The sequence below is a fragment of the Hymenobacter segetis genome, from assembly GCF_054776495.1.
On sequence record NZ_BAAHBV010000002.1, the window covers coordinates 1,557,520 to 1,580,733 of the forward strand.

General features: G+C 68.7%; 9 protein-coding genes. 8 read left to right on the top strand and 1 reads right to left on the bottom strand.

What is annotated here, in order from left to right; all coding sequences use genetic code 11:
- Nucleotides 1-139 precede the first annotated feature (139 nt).
- Together ACYU70_RS16890 and ACYU70_RS16895 are read left to right on the top strand one after the other, a co-directional pair.
- Nucleotides 140-1,399, top strand: coding sequence for a homoserine dehydrogenase (locus ACYU70_RS16890; RefSeq protein WP_342298855.1), 1,260 nt, complete (start codon nt 140-142; stop codon nt 1,397-1,399).
- A gap of 144 nt (nt 1,400-1,543) precedes the next feature.
- On the top strand, nt 1,544-8,461 hold the full coding sequence (locus ACYU70_RS16895) for a LamG-like jellyroll fold domain-containing protein (protein ID WP_342298854.1): 6,918 nt from the start codon (nt 1,544-1,546) through the stop codon (nt 8,459-8,461).
- Nucleotides 8,462-8,547: 86 nt separating this feature from the next.
- Here the strand turns inward: ACYU70_RS16895 and ACYU70_RS16900 are convergent, their stop codons facing one another.
- Nucleotides 8,548-9,786 (bottom strand): hypothetical protein, encoded by a 1,239-nt coding sequence (locus ACYU70_RS16900; protein ID WP_342298851.1) that lies wholly within the window; start codon nt 9,784-9,786, stop codon nt 8,548-8,550.
- Nucleotides 9,787-9,940: 154 nt separating this feature from the next.
- Between ACYU70_RS16900 and ACYU70_RS16905 the strand changes: the two genes are divergently transcribed.
- The 6 genes from ACYU70_RS16905 to ACYU70_RS16930 all read left to right on the top strand — a co-directional run bounded on the left by ACYU70_RS16905 (nt 9,941) and on the right by ACYU70_RS16930 (nt 23,152).
- Nucleotides 9,941-10,846, top strand: coding sequence for a S66 peptidase family protein (locus ACYU70_RS16905; RefSeq protein ID WP_342298849.1), 906 nt, complete (start codon nt 9,941-9,943; stop codon nt 10,844-10,846).
- A 138-nt stretch (nt 10,847-10,984) separates the two neighbouring features.
- The gene (locus ACYU70_RS16910) at nt 10,985-12,718 is read left to right on the top strand and encodes a T9SS type A sorting domain-containing protein (protein ID WP_342298847.1); all 1,734 of its coding nucleotides are present in this window, start codon (nt 10,985-10,987) and stop codon (nt 12,716-12,718) included.
- Between the two features lie 186 nt (nt 12,719-12,904).
- Nucleotides 12,905-14,587 (top strand): FG-GAP-like repeat-containing protein, encoded by a 1,683-nt coding sequence (locus ACYU70_RS16915; RefSeq protein WP_342298846.1) that lies wholly within the window; start codon nt 12,905-12,907, stop codon nt 14,585-14,587.
- Between the two features lie 126 nt (nt 14,588-14,713).
- Nucleotides 14,714-18,616, top strand: a complete 3,903-nt coding sequence (locus ACYU70_RS16920; protein WP_342298845.1) for a type IIG restriction enzyme/methyltransferase — start codon at nt 14,714-14,716, stop codon at nt 18,614-18,616.
- A 753-nt stretch (nt 18,617-19,369) separates the two neighbouring features.
- A complete protein-coding gene (locus ACYU70_RS16925) occupies nt 19,370-19,990 on the top strand; it encodes a hypothetical protein (RefSeq protein ID WP_342298843.1) in 621 nt (206 codons plus the stop codon).
- 225 nt (nt 19,991-20,215) lie between these two features.
- The gene (locus tag ACYU70_RS16930) at nt 20,216-23,152 is read left to right on the top strand and encodes a hypothetical protein (RefSeq protein ID WP_342298841.1); all 2,937 of its coding nucleotides are present in this window, start codon (nt 20,216-20,218) and stop codon (nt 23,150-23,152) included.
- The last annotated feature ends 62 nt before the right edge of the window (nt 23,153-23,214 follow it).

Below are 23,214 nucleotides of genomic sequence, written 5' to 3' on the forward strand. Positions count from 1 at the left end.
TGTCATCCTGAGCGCAGCGAAGGACCTTACCACGGCTGCGCTATTTGAGATTACTGCGCACCGTTCGGCCGTAAGAAGGTCCTTCGCTGCGCTCAGGATGACAGAATCGGGCCAAACAATACTGACTACCTTCTCTTTTATGGACAACCAACCACAACCCCTGCGGCTGGGCCTTATCGGCTTTGGCTGCGTGGGGCAGGGCTTCTATGACATCCTGCAACAGCAGCCCGGCCTGGGGTTGGCCGTGACGCGCATTGCCGTCAAGAGCCCCGACAAGCCGCGCACGCTGCCGGCCGACCACTTCACTTACCACGCCGATGAGCTGCTGAACGACCCCACGCTGGACGTGCTGGTGGAAGTAATTGACGATGCGGCGGAGGCCTTCCGGCTGGTGAGTGCGGCCCTGCGCCAGGGCCGGCGCGTGGTGACGGCCAATAAGGCCATGCTGGCCCGCCACCTGCCGGAGCTGGTGCAGCTGGAGCAGAACTTTGGCGGGGCGCTGCTGTACGAGGCGGCGGTGTGCGGCAGCATTCCCGTTATCCGGACGCTGGATGGCTACTTCAGCCACGAGCCGCTGCGGGCGGTGCAGGGCATCCTCAACGGCTCGTCGAACTACGTGCTGACGCGCATGAGCGAGGAAGGTTCCGACTACGCGGCGGCGCTGGCCGAGGCGCAGGCGCTGGGCTTTGCCGAAACCGACCCAGCGCTGGACATGGGCGCGTTTGACCCGCGCTCGAAGGCGGTGATTCTGGCGGCCCACGCTTACGGGGTTTTTCTGGAAGCTGATGAGGTGCTGAACCTGGGCATCGAGGCCGTGGGCGCGGCGGATGTGGCCTATGCGGCGGCGCGGGGCCAGAAGGTGAAGGTGGTGGCCAGCGTGCAGCGCCTGCCCAACGGCCGCGTGGCCGCCCTGGTCACGCCGCAGATGCTGGGGCCGGAGTCGCCGCTGTTCATCGTGGAGCACGAGTTCAACGGGGTGGTGGTGGAGGGCGAGTATGCGGGGCCACAGTTTCTGGGCGGGCGCGGGGCGGGCGGGCACCCCACCGGCTCGGCGGTGCTGGCCGATGTGCTGGCGCTACGGCGCGGCTTGCGCTACGGTTATGCCAAGCAGGCCACGGCCCCGGCCCTGCAAGCGGCCGAGGAGCTGGAGCTGGACGTGTACCTGCGCCACCCCGACGTGGGCGTGCTGCGCGAGGTGCTGACCTGGCTGGAGCTGCCCGCCACCGCCCTGCGCACCGACGTGCACGGCGTGTACGCCACCGGGCCGGTGCCGCTGCTGCGCCTGCGCCAATGGCGCGACGAGCTGCGGACGGCCGGCGTATTCGTGGCCCGGCGGGGCGAGGTGCAGGCCGTGGAAGCAGTGGCAGAAGGCCAGCTGGCCGCCTCGACGCTGGCCTGAAAGGCCTCATCCAATAACTTCTGGCTGGATAAAAAGAAGGGAGAGACTGGCGCGCCGGACCGGGCCGGCATCGCATCAACATGCGATACCGCCGCTTTGAAGTAAGCCCGACATTTGCGGCAAACTTCACACTCTCTCTCTTTTATGATTGGAAACTTTACCTCCGGCTGCGCGCGGCTGGCCCTGATGTGGCTGTGGCTGGTACTGCTGGGCACTTTCCCGGCGCTGGCCCAGGTGCCGCCCGGCAATGCGCTGAGCTTCAGCGGCACTTTCTGCTATGTGAATACCGGCACCGAGCTGCCGGACTACAGCAACACCTACACGGTGGAGGCCTGGGTACGAACCAGCAGCGCGCCGCGCTACACCGCGCAGTTCGTGAATACCAGCAGCAACTTCTGGCTGGGCATCTACGGGTTTTCCTCGGCCGATGCCGGCAAGGCGGTATTCAACGTGGGCGGGCAGTACCTGTTCAGCAACACCTTCATCAACGACGGCAAGTGGCACCACCTGGCCGGGGTAGTGGGTAGCAACACGACGACGATTTACGTGGACGGCGTGGCCGAAAACTCGCGCGGCGGCGGCGGCACTCACTACACCAACGACCCCTCCCTGCAACTCCGGCTGGGCAACCAGAGCCCCGATGCCTATGACTTCAGCCTTGATGAAGTGCGCATCTGGAGCGTGGCCCGCTCGGCCGCCCAGGTGAAGGCCGCGTTCAATAACGTGCTGACGCTGCCCCAGCCCGGACTGGAGGTGTACTATACCTGTGAGCGGGGCACGGCCGGCGGCAACAACGCCGGCGTGAATACCCTGCCCAACATAGGCAGCGCGGCCGGCTATACCGGTACGCTCACTGGCTTTGCCCTCACCGGCGCGACCTCGAACTGGATTGAAAGCTACGCCCTGGTGCAGCCCACCAACCTGGCCGCCACCAGCAATGCCAGCGGTGCCAGCCTGAGCGTGACCTGGACGGCCCCGCCCGTGGGCACCATCACCAACTACGTGCTCGACTGCTCGACCACGGCCGACTACAGCGCGGGCGTGACCACGCTCACGCCCGCCAGCGGCGCTACCAGCGCCACCATCAACGGGCGCACCGTGAACACCCGCTACTACCTGCGCCTGCGGGCCGACAAAACCAGCGTGACCGGCCAGGGAGCCTACTCGCGCGACGGGTTCAGTCTGCGCACGCCCGGCGGCCTGACCGCGCCCGGCAACGCCCTGGCCTTCGATGGCACCGACGACTATGTGGCCCTGCCCAACACCACGCCCGTGCCCACGGGCAACGGCACCTACACCCTGGAGGCCTGGATTAAGCCCAATGCCATGGGCGTGATGGGCATCATCGGCTGGGGAAACTGGGGCACCACCAACCAGGTGAATGCGCTGCGGCTGTCGCCGACGGGCATCATCAACTACTGGTGGGGGCCCGACCTCATCGTGACCACGCCCGACCTGAGCGGTCACTGGCACCACGTGGCGGCCACGTTTGATGGCACGACCCGCACCATTTACCTCGACGGGGTGGCCGTGGGCAGCGATACGCCGGGCGGCCACACAGTGCCCAGCCCCAGCAACCTGCGCATCGGCTGCACCAACGACCCGAGCTCGGGGGCCAATTATGAATACTTCAACGGCAGCATCGACGAGGTGCGCATCTGGAGCGTGGCCCGCTCGGCGGCCGAAATCAAAGCGGCTTATACCAACCAGCCGGCGGTGCCGCAGGCCGGGCTGGTGGCAGCCTACGACTTCGATGCCGGCACGGCCAGCGGGGCCAACACCACCCAGACCACGCTCTTCGACCGCACCACGAACTTTCAGGATGGTACGCTGACCAACTTCGCCCTGACCAGTGGCAACACCACCAGCAACTACGTGGAAAGCTACGCCCGCGTGGTGCCCCTAGCCACCGTGAGCGGCGTGACGACGACCAGCTTCACCGCCAACTGGGCGGCCCCGCTGGTGGGCATCGTGAACGGCTACGCGCTGGAAGTGGCACCGACGAGCACGTTCTCCTCCGGTGCCACCTCGTTCGGCGTAACGGCCGGCACCACCAGCCAGGCCGTGAGCGGCCTGCTGCCCAACCGCAACTACTACTATCGCCTGCGGGCCGACAAAACCAGCGTAACCGGCACGGGCGCTTATGCCAGCGGCACGGTACGCACACTGAGCGGCCTGACCCCGCCCGGCAACGCCCTGGCCTTCAACGGCACCAACAACTACGTGACCGTGGCGCACAACGCGGCGTTCAACCTCACGACCACCATTACGCTGGAAGGCTGGGTGAATACCAACAGCACCGCCGAGCAGTACATCACGACCAAGGCCGAAGACTCGTGGTACCTGGCCCTGAATGGTAACAACGCGGCGGCCGGCCGGGCCTCCTTCTTACTCAACGGGCCGTCGGCGGCCGGGGGCTGGCTGTATGGCCGCACCAACTTGGCCGACGGCCGCTGGCACTACGTGGTGGGCACCTACGACGGCAGCACGCTGCGCCTGTACGTCGACGGCGTGCTCGACAACAGCCGGGCCGCCACCGGGGCCGTGCTCACGGGCACCAGCGCCGTTGCCATCGGCATGCGCAACGGCCAGGCCTACTGGAACGGCCTGCTCGACGAAGTCCGCATCTGGAGCGTGGCCCGCACGGCGGCGCAGGTGCAGGCGGCCTACCTCAACCAACCCGCCGCGCCCCAGGCCGGCCTGGTGGCCGCCTACAACTTCGACCACGGCACCAACGCTGGCAGCAACGCCACCTTCACCACCCTCACCGACCAGAGCGGCAACGGCAACGACGGCACCCTCACCTACTTCAACCTGACCAACGGCAACACCACCAGCAACTGGGTGGAAAGCTACGCCGGGGTGGTGCCCGCGCTGGCCGCCGCCACCGGCAGCACGGCCACCGGCTTCACCGCCAACTGGACGGCCCCGGCCATTGGCACCGTCGACAACGGCTACCGGCTGGACGTGGCCACCAACAACACCTTTACCGCGCCCGTGGCCGGCTCGCCCTTCACGGTGGCCGGCACCAGCCAGGCCATCACCGGCCTCGACCCGGCCCAGACCTACTACTACCGCGTGCGGGCCGACAAAACCAGCCTGACCGGCACGGCGGCCAACGGCCTGACCAGCATTCGCCGGCCCTTCGCGCCCCTGACCCCGCCCGGCAACGCGCTGGCCTTCGACGGCAGCAGCAGCAACTACGTGGCGGTGGCCCCCACCCCGGCCCTCGACAACTTGGGCCTGGGCAGCCTCACGATGGAAGCCTGGGTGTACGGCACCAACCTGCCGGCGGTGAACTCCATCATCCGCAAGAGCGGCGACTACAACCTGGTGCTGCTGGCCAACGGCCTTCTGTACGCCGAAGTGTGGCCCGGCGGCATGGGTACCTCGGCCCGGCCGTATGCCACGGCCACCACGGCCATTCCGGCCAGCCGCTGGACGCACGTAGCCGCCACCTGGGACGGCACTGCCCTGCAACTGTACGTGAACGGGGTGGCCGTGGCCGCCACGTCGGGGACCTCGCCCATTGCCACGGCTGAGCCCCTGTGGCTGGGCCGCTCGGCCGCGTACAGCCAGCCCTTCTACGGCCGCCTCGATGAAGTGCGCCTCTACAACGCCGCCCTCACCCCGGCCCAGGTGCTGGCCGACATGACCAGCACCAGCGCGGCCGTGCCCGCCAGCCTGCTGGCGTACTACAACTTCGACCACGGCACGGCCGGCGGGGCCAACACCGCCTACCCCACGGTGGCCAACCAGGCCGCCGACGCGGCCCACGGCACCCTCACCAACTTCAACCTGACCAGCGGCAACACCACCAGCAACTGGGTGGAAAGCTACGCCCTGCTGCAGCCCACCGGTCTGGCCGTGTCGGGCCGCAGCGGCACCGGCTTCACGGCCAGCTTCACGGGCCCCACCATCAACGGGGCGGCCCCGGCCGCCGGCATCGTGGAGGGCTATGTGCTCGATGTGGCGACCAATAACACCTTCGCCGCGCCCGTAGCCGGCTCGCCCTTCGCCCTGAGCGGCTACAATACCACCAGCCAGGCCCTGACCGGCCTGGCCAACGGCACCGACTACTACCTGCGCGTGCGGGCCGAAAAGGCCACCGTGACCGGCCAGGGCCTGTACACGCCCACCATCACCACCCACATCGTGGGCACCGATGCCAAGCTGGCCAACCTGGTGCCCTCGGTGGGCGCGCTCAGCCCCGTCTTCGCTGCCGCCACGCTGGCCTACACGCTGTATGTGCCGGCCGGCACCACCACCTACACCCTCACGCCCACGGCCAGCAACGGGTACACCAGCATCACCGTCAACGGCGCGGCCGTGGCCAGCGGCAGCGCCTCGGCAACCCTGAATACGGGCAGCACGGCCACCGTTGTGCTGACTTCGGAAGACCTGCAAACCACCACCACCTACACCGTGCAGACCGCCGTAGCCCCCGGCTACTTCCGCAGCGTGGCCACCGGCAACTGGGGCACCCCTGCCACCTGGGAGGCCTCGTATGACGGCAGCACGGGCTGGTTTGCCGCGCCCGTAGCGCCCACCGGCAGCTTCGTGGGCACCGTGAACGTGCGCAGCGGCCACGTGGTCACAGTAGCCGCCTCGACCTTTACCAAGACCACCACCATAGAAAACGGCGGCATCGTGAACACGGCGGCCGGCGCTATGCTCTCCATCATCGGCGGGGCGACCATGACCGTGAACGCGGGCGGCGTGCTGTCTATCGGCAAGCTGAGCGGGGCCGACGGCGTGACGGGCACCAGCCTCAACTCGGGCACGCTGAGCGTGGCCGGCACCAATGCCCTGGTCGTGAATGGCACGCTGGTGCTGAGCACCGGCACCGTCACGCCGGCCAGCCAGGGCCTCAGTACCACCACCACCACCGTGGCAAGCGGCGGCCGGGTGGTGCACTACGCCACAGCCATCAACGTCGCCATGCCGCTCCTGACCTGGAGCTCCGGCTCGACGCTGGAGCTGGCCGGCGGCATCCTCAACCAGACCTACGCCGTCGTGAACCAGACCCTGCAAAACCTGGACGTGAACCTGACGGGCCTGCCCGCCGGCACGGCCACGGCGGTGCAGCCGTACCTGTTCATGTCCACGGCCAACATGACCGTGGCCGGCACCCTCACCGTGCGCAGCACCGGCGCGGGTACGCTGCGCCTGTTTAATACCCCCACCGGCAGCCTCACGCTGGGCACCGTGGACGGCAGCGGCAACCGCACCGGCGGCTACGTGCAGCAGGCCGGCACCAGTGTGATTGGCAGCTACGGCGGCAGCACCGGCACCGGGGGCACGCCGATTACGGTGCAGGGCCGCTTTCTGCTGAACGGCGGCACGTTTGCGGCGGCCCAGCCCAACAACGGCCTCCCCAATACACTGCGCACCACGCCGCTCACGGTGAACGGCGACTTTGCGGTGGCCAGCGGCGCGACCTTCAACCTGCTGACGGGCACCAACGGACCGGTCGTTAATTACACTGGCGGCACCGTAGCCATCAACGGCAGCTTCAGCAATGCCGGCACCGTGAGCACCGGCAACATGGCCAGCACCACCCAGAAGCTGCTCTTCAGCAAGCCCGGCACCGCCGGCACCCAAACCTTCGACAACTCCGGCACCATCACGGGCCTGGTGAATGCCCAGGTGGCCAGCGGCACCACCCTCGACCTGGGCACCCAGGCCTTCACCGGCGCGGGCACCTTCACCATCGTGGCCGGGGGCACCGTGCGCCTGGGCAGCCCCGACGGCATCAGCGCCGGCGGCACGGCCACCGGCAACGTGCAGAGCCTCGGCTCCCGCACCTTAAACGGCACCCTGGAGTATAATGGGCCGGCGGCGCAGGTGACGGGTACGGGCCTCGCGGCCATGACAACCAGCACCAGCTCGCTCACCATCAACAACGCGGCCGGCGTCACGCTCTCGGAGGCCACCGCCATCGGCGGCACGCTCCGCCTGCAACAAGGCGTGGTGACGACGACCGCCACCAACCTGCTCACCCTGGGCACCAGCGCCACGGTGACGGGCACCCTCGATGCCACCGCCACCAACACCGGCCGCGTGGCCGGCCCCTTCCAGCGCTGGATAGGCACCAGCACGGGCAGCCGCGACTTCCCGGTGGGCCTGGCCACGGTGGGCCGCCCGGCCACCATCACTTACACCACCGCGCCCACGGCGGGCGGCACGCTCATGGCCGAGTTCATTGCCAGCCCGGCCGGCAGCCAGGGCCTTCCCCTCACCGAAGGCAGCATTACCGTCAACAAAACCTCGGGCGATGGCTACTGGCGTTTCACCGCCGCCGCCGGCCTCGTTGATGGCACCTACACGCCCACGTTCACCTTCACCGGCATCCGGGGCGCGGCCGACTACACCCAGCTCGTGCTGCTGAAGCGGGCCAACGCCGCCGCCGACTGGGCGCTGGTGGGCGCCCACGTCGCCACCACTGGCTCCGGCACGGCCCCCGTGCTCAGCCGCACCGGCGTGTCGGGCTTCTCCGACTTCACCGCCGGCGGCGACTTCAACGTGAACCCGCTGCCCGTGGAGCTGGTCGCCTTCACGGCCCGGGCCCAGGGCACCGCCGTGGCCCTGAGCTGGCGCACGGCCACCGAGAAGAACAGCAAGGCCTTCGAGGTGGAGCGTAGCGCCGACGGCACAACCTTCGAGCGCATCGCCACGGTGGCCGCTGCCGGCAGCAGCAGCGCCCGCAGCTACGAGCTGCTCGACAACAACCTGCCAACCCACCAATCCACTATCTACTACCGCCTCAAGCAGGTGGACCAGGACGGCACCTTCAACTATTCGCCCGTGCGCACCGTGGCCCTAACGGGGGCCGCCGCTGGCTTGTCCCTGTATCCGAACCCCGCCCACGGCGGCGCGGCCACCCTCATCGGCGCGCGGCCCGGCACGACGGTGACGGTGGTTGACGCGCTGGGCCGCCCGGTACTTTCGACCCCGGCCGATGCCACTGGCACCGCTGCCCTGGCCCTGCCGGCCGGGCTGCCCACCGGCGTGTACGTGGTGCGGGCTGGCAACAAAGCCCTGCGCCTCACGGTGGAGTAAGCCCCCACGGGCGGCAATGCAAAAGGGCAGGCCATTGGCCTGCCCTTTTGCGTGAATATGGAGTTGGTAGCGCCGCCCGCCGGCCCCTAGCGGAACTCGATGCGGACCGCCGGCTGGCCGGGGAACTTCAGCGAATAGACGCCCCCTTTGAGGGTGCCGCGCGGCACGCTTAGGGTGCGGGTGGTGGGCTGGATGAGGCGCACGACGCGGCCGGCCGCGTCCAGCAGCTGGGCCTCGGCGGCGGTGGACCAGGCGGCGGGCAGCTCGATGCGGATGGCGTCGTCGGCGGGGTTGGGGTAGGCCTGGGCGGCGGGCTGGGCAGTGGCGGGAGCTACCGCCGCCGTGACTACCAGGCCGGGCAGGGCCAGCACGGGCCGCAGGAAGTCGCGGATGGTGCGGAAGGTGGTGTCGGCGTATAAGGCGTTGCTCTCGAAGGGAATGTGGCCCGCGCCGCGCAACGGGCGCAGGGTGTTGCGGATGCCCAACGCGGTGGCGCGGGGGTGCAGCCGGCCGCTGCCGTACACGTACTTGGGCGGCAGCAGCGAGCCCACCCGGCCTTGCAGGTAAGGCACGGTGCCATCGGCGGTGCCGTGCACGCTGCACAGGGGCGCGTTGCCGGCTTCGATGTAGTTGGGGGTTTCGGTGGCGCCGCTCAGGTTGAGCACGGCCTGAGGCAGGCTGCTGTAGCCGGGATTGCCGCTCACGCCTTCCACGCCGCCCAGGGCGGCAATGCCCACGTAGGCGGGCACTTCGGCGGCTTTGTCGAGGTAGCCGACTTCGAGCGCGGCGAAGGCCCCGGCCGAGGAGCCGCCCACGATGACGTAGCTGGGATTGACCCGGTAGGTATTCGTAGTAGCCGCGTCTTTGCGGAAGAAGCGCACGGCGGCCCGCAAATCCTGCATGCCCCGGATGGCCGACTTGGCGACGTTCACGGTGTCGAAGCCGCCGGCGAAGACGATGCTGAGGTCCAGCAGGCGGTAGTCGATGCTGGCCGTGACGTAACCTAGCTTGGCAAACTTCGTGCACACGTCCACCATATAGGCATCGGTTTTGGTGCCCGACACGAAGCCGCCCTGATGGGCGAAGATGATGACCGGCCGCCGGGCCAGCGCATCGCCGGTGGGCTGGTAGATGTCCATGGTCAGCGTCTGATTGGTGCCCACGGAGTTCACGGCCGCGCCGTAGGTCACGCCCGAAGTCACGGTCACATTGGCGAAGATGGGGCGGTAGTAGCGCCCGCCGGTGGTGTCGATAACGGTCTGGGCGCTGGCCCCGTGGGCGGCCGTGAGCAGCAGGGCCGTGAGGAAGAGGAGAAGTGCTTTCATCAGGTAAAGAGGAAAAGGTGAGCCGGGTACTTAAGCGGACCCCGGTCCGGATACCAACGCCGGAACCGGGGCCGGGGTTGGGGCGTCCGAACGGGCCGCGCTGGTTCCGAAGATACGGCCTGCGTTATTTGCAGCCGCTTAACCCTGCTCTTTTATGTCGATTTCCTTCCCCCCTGCCCTGCACGCTGGCCAGCGCGTCGCCATCGTGAGCCCCGCCCGCAAAATATCGGCCGCCGAACTGGCTCCCGCCATCGCCACCCTCGAAAGCTGGGGGCTGGAAGTAGTGCTGGGCGAAAGCATTGCCGGCGACCACCACCAGTTTGCCGGCGACGACGACCTGCGCCGCCGCGACTTCCAGCAGCAACTCGACGACCCGGCCATCCGGGCCATCCTCTGCGCCCGGGGCGGCTACGGCACGGCCCGCATCGTGGACGGGCTCGATTTCACGGCCTTCGCGGCCCGGCCCAAGTGGGTGGCCGGCTTCTCCGACATCACGGTGCTCAATAGCCACCTGCTGGCCCTGGGCCACGGCAGCATCCACGGCGTGATGCCGGTGCTGTTTCATCAGGCCGGCGGCGAGCTGGCCCTCGAAACCCTGCGGCGAGCCTTGTTCGGCGAAGCCTTCCAGCCCATCGAAGCCGCGCCCCACGCCCTCAACCGGCCCGGCACGGCCACCGGCGCGCTGGTGGGCGGCAACCTGAGCCTCCTGCAGACCATCACCGGCACGGCCTCGCAGGCGAGCTTCGCGGGCCGCATCCTGTTTCTGGAAGACCTCGACGAGTACCTCTACCACATCGACCGCATGATGCTGCACCTGCACCGCTCCGGGCAGTTGGCGGGCCTGGCCGGGCTGGTGGTGGGCCACTTCTCCGACATGCGCGACAATACCATCCCCTTTGGCAGCACCGCCTGGGAAATCATCGACCGCTACGCGCGGATGTATGACTTCCCCGTCGGCTACGGCTTCCCGGTGGGGCACGAGGCCGACAACCTGGCCCTGACCGTGGGCCAGCCCGTGACGCTGACGGTGAGCGAGGCGGGGGGCCGCCTGACGGCTTAGCCGGGCAACCAGATGCCCTGCTCCCGACCGGATGTGGCCCCTGGCCGGGGCTGGCCTCTGGTGGCCGGATGGGAGCCTTACCTTTGGCGGGCCTTGGCGGCGCGGCGGCCAGCATCCCTCCTTTCCTTGCGTAGCTACATGATGCCTTACTACCCTTTTGCCCGCCGGGCTTTCGGCCTTGGGGCCTTGTTGCTGATGGCCGGTACGGCCGGGGCTCAGGCCCTCGTTTTCACGGGCATCAGCCCGGCGGCTAATGCCGTAGCGGCCCCGCGCTCGGGGCCCCTCACCGTTTCGTTCAACCAGCCGCTCAGCCCGGGCTCGGCGGCGGCGCTCCAGGTGTTCAGCAGCCAGCGGGGCGGGCGGCGCACGGGCGCAACGCCCGCTACGGTGAGCAGCAACATGCTGCTGTTCAGCCCCCGGCCCTATGATTTCCGGCCCGGCGAGACGGTGCAGTACACCGTGACCACGGCCGCCACGGCGGGCACGGCCCTGGCCCGGGCCCGGGTGGCGCAACTCACCACGGCGGTGGGCGGCACGGGCCGGGGCAGCTTTGGCGTGAGCAACAGCGTGGGCGTGGGCCCCAACCCGCAGGGGGTGGCCGTGGGCGACCTGGACGGCGACGGCGACCTGGACCTGGTCACGGCCAATGCCGACTACTTCACCGTTGGCCCCAGCACCGTGAGCGTGCGCCTGAACAACGGCGCGGGCAGCTTTAGCGGCACCCAGAACCTACCCGTGGGCCGGGGCGTGAACAACGTGGTGCTGGGTGACGTGGACGGCGACGGCGACCTCGATTTCGTTACGGCCAACTTTTACGGGGCCACCGCCAGCGTGCGGCTGAACGACGGCCTCGGCCAGTTTAGCGGCACGCAGGAGGTACCGGTGGGCGTGAGCTACAACAACTTTCCCGGCGCGGCGGCCCTGGGCGACGTGGACGGCGACGGCGACCTGGACCTGCTGGTGGTGTGCGGCGGCAACAACGGCGTGGTGAGCATTCGCCTGAACGATGGCACCGGCGTATTTGCCGGCGGCACCAACGTGTTTGTGGACCTGGGCAGCCAGGGCCTGGCGCTGGGCGACCTCGACAACGACGGCGACCTCGACCTGGTTACCGCCAACAACAGCGCGGCCGGCAGCGTGGAGGTGCGCCTCAACGCGGGCAACGGCCTCTTTGCCGGCACTGGCCGCGTGGCCGTGGGCACCCGCCCCTACGCCGTGGCCCTGGCCGACATCGACGGCGACGGCGACCTCGACCTGGCCGCCGCCAACTCCGAAAGCCCGACCGCCAGCGTGCGCGTAAACGACGGCACCGGCGCGTTCTCGGGCACCCAGGAGGTAACCGTCAGCCCCACCTCGACCAATCCCGGCTCCTACTCCCTGGCCTTTGGCGATGTCGATGCCGACGGCGACGCCGACCTGCTGGTAGCCGATGCCCAGAACGCCAGCGTGAGCGTGCGGGCCAACAACGGCACGGGCACCTTCACGGGCACGCTGCGGGTGGCCGTGGGCACTTCGCCCGCCAGCCTGGCGCTGGGCGACATGGATGCCGACGGCGACTTGGACCTAGTGGTGGCCCGCTACAACAACACGGCCGGGGTGTGCCTCAACGGCGGCACCGGCCCGTTGGCGGCGGGGGCCGGCAGCCCCTCGCCCGCCCTGGGCTTCTTCCCCAACCCTGCCCACGGCACGGCCATCCTCACGGGCACCGCGCCCGGCACGCGGGTCACGGTGCTCGATGCGCTGGGCCGCCCGGTGCTCACGGCCACCGCCGATGCCACCGGCACGGCCGCCCTGGTGCTGCCCGCCAGCCTGGCCAGTGGCGTGTACGTGGTGCGCGCCGGCACGGCATCGGGCCGCCTGCTGGTAGAGTAGGCCGCCGCCGCCAGCCACTACCCCGCCGAAGCCGTCGGGGCCGCCCTGTATGGAGTGGCGCTGCGGGGGCCGGCGGATGCCGCGCTGCTGGCCGTGGCGGCCCCGGCCGGCGCATAACTTTGTCAATTAGCGGCCCGTTTCCGCCGCGGCCGTATGGGCCTTTCCTTTTTCATTTTCATTACCGCTATGTCGAACCGGCACTTTTTGCTTTTGGGTGCTGCCGGTGGGCTGCTGCTGCTGGCCCCCCTGCGGCCGGCCCAGGCCCAGGTGCCCACCCTCACCACCATCAGCCCGGCGGCCAACGCCCGCAGCGTGCCGCGCAACGGTGCCGTGGTGGCCACCTTCAGCCAGCCGCTCACTGCTGGCTCGGCGGCGGGGCTCAAGGTGTTTAGCAGCCAGCGCGGGGGCTTGCGCGGCGGGGGCACGGCCACGGTGGCCGGCAACACCCTCACGCTGGCCCCCTCGGCCTACGACTACCGGCCCGGCGAAACCGTGCAGTACTCCCTCACCACGGCCGTCGCCGCGGGGGGCGGGCCGCTGGCCGCCCCCCGCGTGGGGCAGTTTGTGGCGGCTACCGGGGGCACCGGCACGGGCGTATTCGGCAGCTCGGTGGTGGTGCCGCAACCGACCCCGGTGGTAGCGCTGGCCGTGGGCGATGTGAACGGGGATGGCAACCTCGACCTGCTGGCGGCTCCCACCTTTGGCAACACCGTGGCCCTGCAGCTCGGCCAGGGGGCGGGCAGCTACGCCCCCCCGGTCAGCATCGCCGTCGACCAGGAACCCCGGGCCCTGGCCCTGGCCGACCTCGACGGCGATGGCGACCTCGACCTGCTGGTGGCCAACCGGCTGGCCGGCACGGTGAGCGTGCGCCTGAACAACGGGGCCGGCACGTTTAGCGGGACCCAGGAGGTGCCCACCGCCAGCGGCCCCAGTGCCCTGGCCGTGGGCGACCTCGACGGCGACGGCGACCTGGACCTGGTGGTGGCGGCCAGCAGCGCCAACCTTATCCAGTGCCTGCTGAACAACGGGGCCGGCAGCTTCAGCCCCGGCACCACGCTGCCCTGCGCCAGCCAACCCACCGGGGTGGCCCTCGGCGACATGGACAACGACGGCGACCTGGACCTGGCGGCGCTGCTGCCCAGCGGCAACGCCTTTTTCGTCAGCTTCAATGATGGCCCGGCGAGCTTTAGCCGCACCACGGGCGGGTCGGCCGGCCTGACGCCCACCGACCTGACGCTGGGCGACCTCGACGGCAATGGCTACCTCGACGTGGCCACGGCGGGCGGGAGCAGCAACCTGGTGGTCATCAGCCTGAATGACCGGACCGGGAGCTTCAACACCCCGCGCACCGTCGTCCCCCCCGCCCGCCCACTTAGCCTGGCCCTGGGCGACCTCGACCACGACGGCGACCTCGACCTGGCCGTGACCGTGGCCGGCAGCGTGGGCCTGTATGCCTGGGCCAACGATGGAGGCGGCAGCTTTACCAGCATCGGCGGCAGTGGCCCCGGTGTGACTTCGGCGAATATCCTGCTGGCCGACCTGGACCGCGACGGCGACCTCGACGCGCTGACGAGTGCCAGTGGCACGCCGGAGCTCACCGTGCGCCTCAACGGCGGCACCGGCCCGCTGGCCACCGCGCCGGCCACGGCCCCCGCCGCCCTCACGGCCGCCCCCAACCCCGCCACCGGCCGCGTGGCCCTGGCCCTGCCCCCCGCCGCCACCTCGGCCGAGCTGCTGGACCCACTGGGCCGCGTGGTGCGCGTGGTGCCCGCCCGCGCCGGCACGGCCACGCTGGATGCAACGGGCCTGCCCCCCGGGCTGTACGTGGTGCGGGCCGGGGAGCAGGCGCTGCGCCTCGTGGTAGAGTAGGGGCGGGGCTTGCCCCCGCCCGCCGGGCACGCAGTTTGGCTTGCTGGGAGGTCGTTCAACGGCGGGCGGGGGCAAGCCCCGCCCCTACGGTGGGCTTGCAAGCGGCCCGCGCCTACATTTGCTCCCATGCTTCTACCCAGTCTTCTTTCCCCCGACGCGGCCACGGCCGCCCTGCGCCGCCTGCGCCCTTCCGCCGAGCAGCTGGGCGAATTCCGGGCCCACCTGGCCGAGATGCTCCGGCACCTCGACCCGACCAAGATTGAGCGCCACGGGGAAACCCACATTCTCGACTTCCTGCGCCTCGTGACCCGGCCGGAGGACGGCGGCTCCCGCTACGGCAACGTGCACAACAAGCGCGACCTCGTGCTGCACCTCGGCGACACGGCCGACTCGCCGGTGGCGGTGGTGCTGGAAGTGAAGGGGCCCAAGAACCCCGGCGAGATGCTGGCCCCCGACGACCTCAACCGCAAGGCCTTCCAGCAATTGCTGCTCTACTACCTGGAGGACCGCACCGACGAGCAGGCCGACGACTTCCGCCGCCTCATCGTCACCACGGGCTACGAGTGGTACGTGTTCGATGCCGTCGACTTCAACCGCTTGTTCTGGAAAGACAAGGGCTTTGTGAAGGCCTTCCGCGACTGGAAGGCGGGGGCCAAGGCCGATACCGACACCAGCTTCTTCTACAAGAGCATTGCCGGCAAGAAGCTGGCCGCGCTGGAGGGCGAGCTGCGCGTGGCCTACGTGGACCTGCGCCCCGGCCTGCCCACCAAGGCCGCCGACCTGCTGGCTCTCTACCGCCTCTTCCACCCCGCCTACCTGCTCAAGGAGCCCCTCACCGGGCGGCGCGACCCCAACACCCTCAACCAGGAGTTCTACAACGAATTGCTGTACTTGATGGGGCTGAAAGAGGACAAGCAGGGCGGCCTGCGCCGCATTGGCCGCTGCCCCGAGGCCGAGCGCCAGCCCGGCTCCCTGCTCGAAAACACGCTGCGCAAGCTGCACACCGGCCACGGCCTCAACAACATGCCGCTGGCCGAGCGCGCCCCCTACGGCGACACCCTGGAAGCCCAGTTGGAGGAAGTGGCCCTGGCCCTGTGCCTCATGTGGGTCAACCGCCTGCTGTTCCTCAAGCTGCTGGAGGGGCAGCTGGTGCGCTACCACGCCCCCGCCGATGCCGCCCACTTTCGCTTCCTGCACCCGGCCAAGCTCACCGACTACGACGAGGTGCTTACCCTGTTCTTCGAGGTGCTGAACCGCGCCCCCGCCGACCGCAGCCCCGACGTGCGCGCCGCCTTCCCCGAGGTGCCCTACCTCAACTCTTCCCTCTTCGAGCCCAGCCAGCTGGAAGGCTACACTTTCGACATCAGCGGCCTGCGCGATGGGCTGGGGCTGGCCCCCTACCCCGGCTCGGTGCTGCGCAAGGCCGGTGCCCCGGCCGTGCCCCCCGCCAAGGCCCACACCAGCGCCGCCCCCCAGTGGGCCGCGCTGCCCTACCTGCTGCACTTCCTCGACGCCTACGACTTCGCCACCGACCCCACCACCAGCCACGCACCCGCCGCCGCCGCGCCCGATGCCCCCGCCGCACCGGCCGCCCCCGCGCCCCGGCCGCTACTCTCGGCCGCCGTGCTGGGGCTGGTGTTCGAGAAGATAAACGGCTACCGCGACGGCTCGTTCTACACCCCCGGCTTCGTGACCATGTACATGGCCCGCCAGACCCTGGGCCGCGCCGTGCTGCGCCACTTCGCCCAGGCCCCCGCCTGGCCCGAGCTGGCCGCCTGCGAAACCCTGGACGACTTGCAGGATGCCCTGGTGCCCGCCAACCGCGCCCGCCGCGCCGCCTACGCCGCCCACTTCAACACCCTCACCGTGCTGGACCCGGCCGTGGGCTCGGGCCACTTCCTGGTGAGTGCCCTCAACGAGCTGCTGGCCCTGAAATCGCGCCTCGGCCTGCTGCTGGATGAGGAGGGCGCGCGCCTGCCCTACCGCCTGGAGGTGGAGCACGACGAGCTGCTGGTGACCGATGCCGACGGCCTGCCCGCCCCCTACCGGGTGGCGGCCTTCGACGCGGCCACGGGGCTGCGCACCGTGGGCCCCGAGCGCACCCGCCTGCAAAAAGCCCTGTTCCGCGAGAAGCGCGCCCTGATGGAGCACGCCCTGTTCGGGGTCGACCTTAACCCCAACTCCGTCCGCATCTGCCGGCTGCGCCTGTGGATTGAGCTGCTGAAACACGCCTACTACAAGCCCGAAACCGACTTCCGGGAGCTGGAAACCCTGCCCAACCTCGACCTGAACGTGAAGCCCGGCAACTCGCTGCTGGCCCGCTTTGCGCTCGACGTGGACCTGTCCGAAGTGTTTAAAAAGGGCGGCTTCACGCTGAAGAAGTACAAGGAGGCCGCCCACGAATACTTCGGCAGCCGGGGGCGCGACGACAAGAACAAGCTGCTGGGGTTCTTTCAGCAAATCAAGGAGCAGTTCACGGCCGTGCTGCACCTCAAGGACAAGAAGCGGGTGGACCTGCGCAAGTACCGCAACCAGCGGCTGGTCCTCGAAACCCAGGGCACGCTCTTCGCCGGCAGCCCGAAGGAGCAGGAGGCCCGCACCTTCGAAATGCGCCGCCTGGAGCTGCTGGCCGACAAGCTCGACGCCGAAATCCAGGCCCACGAGCAGGGCGCCCTCTTTCGGGAGGCCTTCGAGTGGCGCTTCGAGTTTCCGGAGGTGCTCGACGACGCGGGGGCCTTTCGCGGCTTCGATGTGGTGATGGGCAACCCGCCCTACATCCGGCAGGAAGCCTTCACCGCCCTCAAGCCCCACCTCAAGCAGCGCTTCGGCCACGTCTTTGCCGGCACGGCCGACCTCTACGTGTACTTCCTGCAACTCGGGGCCGAGCTGCTGGCCCCCGGCGGCGAGCTGTCCTACATCGTGCCCAACAAGTGGCTGCGGGCCGGCTACGGGGCCGCGCTACGCGGCTGGCTGGCCAGTACCCAAACCCTGTTGGAGTTCGTGGACTTCGGCGACTTGCCCGTGTTCCCCGAAGCCACCACCTACCCCGCCATCGTGGCCCTGCGCCAGGGCGCGCCCGCTGCGGAAAGCACCTTCCGCGCTGCTGCGTTGCCGAAGCTGCTGCCTGACTTTGCCGCCTCTGTTATAAGTGTAGCCCGCGCCGTTCCGCAATCCTCTTTGAGGGCTGATGGATGGAACTTAGCCGATGCTGAAGCACAGGAAGAGTTAGACAAACTTAGTGCAGCAGGTATGCCGCTTGGGCAATACATAGACGTGAAAATGTATCGTGGCATACTGACTGGCTACAATGAAGCCTTTGTTATCGATGCCAATACTCGGAAGGCTTTGATTGATACAGACCCCAATTCTGAGGAAGTTATAAAGCCGTTTTTAGGTGGACGCGACGTAAAGCGGTATCAACAACCCAAGGCTTCTAAATATCTGTTGTTCATGCGCCGGGGCATCGACCCTGAGAAGTACCCGGCAGTAATGGCCCATCTTGAGCAATTTCGGAAGCAGCTTGAGCCGCGTCCGAAGCATCTCAGTGACAAAGCCGCTGCCGAATGGCCGGGGCGAAAACCCGGTACTTACAAATGGTACGAGGTGCAAGACAGCATCGAGTATTGGCAGGAATTTGAGAAGCCCAAGATTTGCTTCCCTGACATTGCGCCCATCCTGTCTTTCACGCTTGATGTAAGCGGTGCCTGTTTAGCTAATACCGGCTACTTCCTGCCCATAGATGACTTGTTTCTATTGGGTGTCCTCAACTCTAGCTTGATAGACGTGTACTTCCGTAGCCTATCGGCTTCGATTCGCGGCGGGTACTTGCGCTTTTTCAAGCAATACGTCGAGCAGCTTCCCATCCCCGCCGCCACGCCCGCCGAGCAAGCGGCCATTGCCGCGCTGGTGCAGCAGATTCTGGACGCCAAAGCCTCCGACCCCGCCGCCGACACCACCACGTCCGAAGCGGCCGTCGATGCCGCCGTGGCCGCCCTCTACGGCGTGGCCCTGCCGACGGCGGTGGGGTAGCCGGGCCCCTGCGGGCCGGGGCCAGCCGCTGGCCCGCTGCCGGCCTTCCCCGGCCCTCCCCGGGCCGGAGCCGGCCCGGGGTCGCAAACCTAGCCGTTGGCGCTATGGTGCTGCCAGTCAGCCGCCCCGGCCAATTTATTTTTCCCAAACGTTTGCGGGGGCAATGGCGGCACTTATATTTGGTGCGTTGTCCTGGCGTGCCGGGCCTCGGCGCTGGCCGGGGCGGTGGTGCTCAGGGCCTTGTCCTGGTCTGCTCTACCCGCGCCATGTTGCCTTTGCCCCGCCGTATTCGTTGCGTGCGCGCCCTGTTGGGCGCTGGGCTGGGCGGCGGCTCCGGCGCGGGAAACCGCCTCCCGGCCGGGCAGGCGGGCCGCCGGCCTTTTCCACGCATCCACTGGGGTTTTCCACGCATTGAACGGCGTAACCGACGTTTAGGACGCGCCGTCCGATGCGTCAGTTACGCCGTCGGACGTTTAGGACGGCCCGTCCGATTCGTCCAACGCGCCGTCCTAAACGTCCGACGCGCCGTTGGACGTTTAGGACGGCCCATCCGATACGTCCGACCCGCCGTCCTAAACGTCCAACGCGCCGTCGGACGTTTAGGACGGCGCGTCCGATGCGTCTGGCATGGCGTGGACCGCCGGGCGCGGGCCGGGGCCGGCCGGCGGGGGGCCGTGTGGCGACGAAGAACCCGGGTGCGTCGGGGCCTGCGGGCCAGCTGTTTCCAGGTTTTTTGTCTACAATCCTTTTCCCATGAATTCCCGAAAGCTGATTACCAATTTCGATAACGTTGCCAAGATGGAGATTGGGCCGCTGGCCCAGAACTGCCTCACCAACACGGTGGGCAACGCCCGCTACCCCAAGGCCAAGACCCAGACCGATGCCCTGCTGGCGGCCCTCACGCCCTACTCGGCGGCGGCCAGCATCCTGCACCCCACCCCCACCCAAACGGCCGAGCTGGCCCAGCTCCGCGTCACCCTCAACGCCGCCCTCGGCGCCGTGGCCCAGATGGCCAACGCCCTGTACGCCGACGACGAGGCCGCCCTGCTCTCCACCGGCCTCATGCTCACCAAGGAGCGCGAGCGCCACACCACCCTGGAGGTGCCGCTCAAGTTCCAGCTCGTGGATGGCCCCCAGCCCGGCACGCTCTGCGCCAAGGCCAAGCGACCGCCCCACGCCGTAGCCCTCAAGTACCTCTACACCCTCGACCCCACCGAGCCCGACATTGAGTGGTACGTGGTGGTGGTGCGCGAGGGCGACGCTTTGCTTACGGCCTGCAAATCGGGCGACCGCGTGTACTGCAAGGTGGCCGCCGTGGGCGGCGACACCGACCAGCAACCGTTTACGGATGTGCTGAGCCGCATCGTGCAATAAGGTTAAGGCAGAGTAGCGCCGCTGCCGCCTGTTTCAGCCGCCGCTGTCCCACTGGGGGCGGCGGCGGTTTTGGCGTTCGGCCCGGGCATCAATATCGCATGTTCATGCGATACCGCCGTGTTGGTATAGACCGGACCTTTGTGGGATTATTGGTTCTCAACGAATTTATTGGCCGTCGTTCCGAAGGGGATGGGGGCGGTTTTTTTCATTTCTCCTGCGTAGCGTATGCGTTTCTTTATTCCGATTGACTCCCCGGCGGCCCGTGCGGCCCACGCCCTGCGCCGCGCCCTGACGGGCTCCGGCCTGCTCCTGCTGCTGGCCTTGCTGGCGCTGCTGCTGGCCGGCCGCGCCGCCCGCGCCCAAGCCCCGGCGGCCGGCGCGGGCCCCTCGGTGGGCACCGCCCTCAACCCCGACGGCACGGTGCGGCCCGGCACGCAGGGCGCGTTCAATGCTGCGGGCTACCAGCTCAGCTACGGCAAGGGCGGCCAGCCCGTGCTACAGCGCACGACTGCCGGCGATGCCTGGAATGTGGTGGGCGGCAGCCCGGCCGGCACGCAGAACGGCGTGGGCGGCGACATCTATACGGTGGCCATCAGCGGACCCAACGTGTACGTGGGCGGTAGCTTCACCGCGGCCGGCGGCGTGGCCGCCAACAACATTGCCCAGTGGAATGGCACCACCTGGAGCAGCGTGGGCACGGGCGCGGCCAACGGCACCAGTGGCAGCGTCAACGCCCTTGCCGTGAGCGGGACGACCGTGTACGCGGCCGGCAGCTTCAGCACGGCCGGCGGCATCACCGCCAATTCTGTGGCCCGGTGGGATGGCACCGCCTGGAGTGCCCTGGGCACGGGCGCGCTCACCCAGTACGGCACGCCCGGCAGTGTGCTGGCCCTGGCCCTGAGCGCCAATGGCACCGACGTCTACATCGGCGGCAGCTTTGATAAGGCTGGTGGCATGGCCGCTACCAACGTGGCCCACTGGGATGGCAGCACCTGGAGCCCCATGGGCACGGGCATGAATAGTAACATCTACTCCCTGGCCGTGAGCGGCTCGACGGTGTACGCGGGCGGCTACTTCACCACCGCCGGCGGCGTTGCCGCCAACCGCATTGCCAAGTGGGACGGCACCGACTGGAGTGCCTTGGGCAGCGGCCTGGGTGACTACGTAAAGTCGGTGGCCGTGAGCGGCTCGACGGTGTATGCGGCCGGTGCGTTCACCACGGCCGGCGGCGTCTCCGCCAGATACGTCGCGCAGTGGGACGGCTCCGCCTGGAGCGCGCTGGGCGGCGGCATGGACAACCTGGTCGAGGCCATTGCCGTGAGCGGCTCGACGGTGTACGCCGCCGGCCAGTTCACCAACGCCGACGGCGCCCCCGCCAACCGCATCGCGCAGTGGAACGGCTCCGCCTGGAGCCCCCTGGGCACCGGCGCGGCCAATGGCACTGACAGCGGCATCTCGGGCTTGGCCGTAAGCGGCACCACCGTCTACGCGGGCGGCCGGTTCGCCGCGGCGGGCGGCAACACCGCCACCCACGTGGCCCAATGGAGCGGCAGCACCTGGAGCCCCCTGGGCACCGGCACGGCGCCCGGGGTCACCGGTCCGCAGTACTCGAGTGTTTCGGTCAACAGCATCTTGGTGAACGGGACCAGCATGTACATCGCGGGCTCCTTTACCAGCGTGGCCGGCGTGGCGGCCAACGGCATAGCCAAGTGGAACGGCAGCACCTGGAGCGCGCTGGGCGCGGGCGTGAGCAGCGTGAGTGCCCTGGCCCTCGCCCCAAACGGGACGGACCTGTACGTGGGCGGCTATTTTTACATGGCCGGCAGCATCTCCGCCAACCGCATTGCCAAGTGGGACGGCACGGCCTGGAGCGCCCTGGGCAGCGGCCTCAGCGGCTCCGGGTACAGCATCGGGGCCAGGGCCATGACCATAAGCAACGGCCTACTCTATGTGGCCGGCAAATTCAACAACGTAAGTGGCACACCGGCCAACAACATTGCCGTGTGGAACGGGAGCACCTGGAGTGCGCTGGGCACCGGCCTCAGTGTGGGCATGTACGACTCCGGCGTGTCGTCCATGGTCGTGAGCGGCACCGACGTATACGTGGCGGGCGACTTTACCTCGGCCGGCGGCAACAGTTCCATTGCGAAGCTGGCCAAATGGGACGGCGCCACCTGGAGCGCACTCGGCAGCGGCATCAGCGGCAGCGTCTCGGCGCTGGCCCTGAGCGGCAGCACCCTGTATGCGGCCGGCTACTTCACCACCGCCGGCGGCACGCCGGCCAACAACGTGGCCAAGTGGGATGGCTCCGCCTGGAGTGCCTTGGGCAGCGGCCTGGGCAATGGCGCATCGGCCCTCCTGCTCGATGGCACCGACCTGTACGTGGGCGGGCAGTTTACCACGGCCGGCGGCAACCCCGCCAACCACGTAGCCAAGTGGGATGGCACGGCCTGGACCAGCCTGGGCACGGGCGCGGCCAATGGCATCGATAGTAATGGCAGCGTCTACGCCTTTGCCATCAATGGCAGGAACTTGTACGTGGGAGGTTCCTTCGCCACGGCGGGCGGCCTGGCCGCCAACAACATCGCCTACTACGGGGCCGCCCTCGCAGCACCCCTGCCGGTCGAGCTCACCGCCTTCACGGCCGCGCCTGCTGGCCCGGCTGCCGTGCGCCTGGCCTGGGCCACGGCCTCGGAGAAGAACAGCGCCCGCTTCGAGGTGGAGCGCAGCCTCGATGACCACACGTTTGCCCGCATTGGTACAGTGGCGGCGGCCGGTAGCAGCAACACCCCACAGGCTTACGAATTGCTGGACACTCAGCCACTCAGCCGCTCAGTCACTCTTTACTACCGCTTGAAGCAGGTGGACCTGGACGGCACCTTCAGCTACTCGCCCGTGCGCACGGTGGCCCTACCGAGCACTACCCTAACCGGCGCCAAGGCCATCCTGGCCCTGTTCCCCAACCCCGCCAAGACAGGAGCCACGCTCACGGGCGCGGTGCCTGGCACGGTGGCCACGGTGTTCGACGCGCTAGGCCGCCAGATGACTTCGGCCAAGGCCGATGCCGCCGGAATGGCCACGCTGGCGTTGCCGGCCGGGCTGCCTGCGGGCGTGTACGTAGTGCGCGCTGGTAACACGGCCCTGCGCCTGACGGTGGAGTAGACTTCCCCAAGGTTAAAACGAAGAAGGGCGAGCCACATGGCTTGCCCTTCTTCGTTGCCGGT

What these genes read in the sequence shown, in the direction of transcription:
- ACYU70_RS16915 (WP_342298846.1), top strand. Translation starts at nt 12,905, where the DNA reads ATGTCGAACCGGCACTTTTTGCTTTTGGGTGCTGCCGGTGGGCTGCTG.
- ACYU70_RS16920 (WP_342298845.1), top strand. Translation starts at nt 14,714, where the DNA reads ATGCTTCTACCCAGTCTTCTTTCCCCCGACGCGGCCACGGCCGCCCTG.
- ACYU70_RS16905 (WP_342298849.1), top strand. Translation starts at nt 9,941, where the DNA reads ATGTCGATTTCCTTCCCCCCTGCCCTGCACGCTGGCCAGCGCGTCGCC.
- ACYU70_RS16925 (WP_342298843.1), top strand. Translation starts at nt 19,370, where the DNA reads ATGAATTCCCGAAAGCTGATTACCAATTTCGATAACGTTGCCAAGATG.
- ACYU70_RS16890 (WP_342298855.1), top strand. Translation starts at nt 140, where the DNA reads ATGGACAACCAACCACAACCCCTGCGGCTGGGCCTTATCGGCTTTGGC.
- ACYU70_RS16930 (WP_342298841.1), top strand. Translation starts at nt 20,216, where the DNA reads ATGCGTTTCTTTATTCCGATTGACTCCCCGGCGGCCCGTGCGGCCCAC.
- ACYU70_RS16895 (WP_342298854.1), top strand. Translation starts at nt 1,544, where the DNA reads ATGATTGGAAACTTTACCTCCGGCTGCGCGCGGCTGGCCCTGATGTGG.
- ACYU70_RS16910 (WP_342298847.1), top strand. Translation starts at nt 10,985, where the DNA reads ATGATGCCTTACTACCCTTTTGCCCGCCGGGCTTTCGGCCTTGGGGCC.
- ACYU70_RS16900 (WP_342298851.1), bottom strand. Translation starts at nt 9,786, where the DNA reads ATGAAAGCACTTCTCCTCTTCCTCACGGCCCTGCTGCTCACGGCCGCC.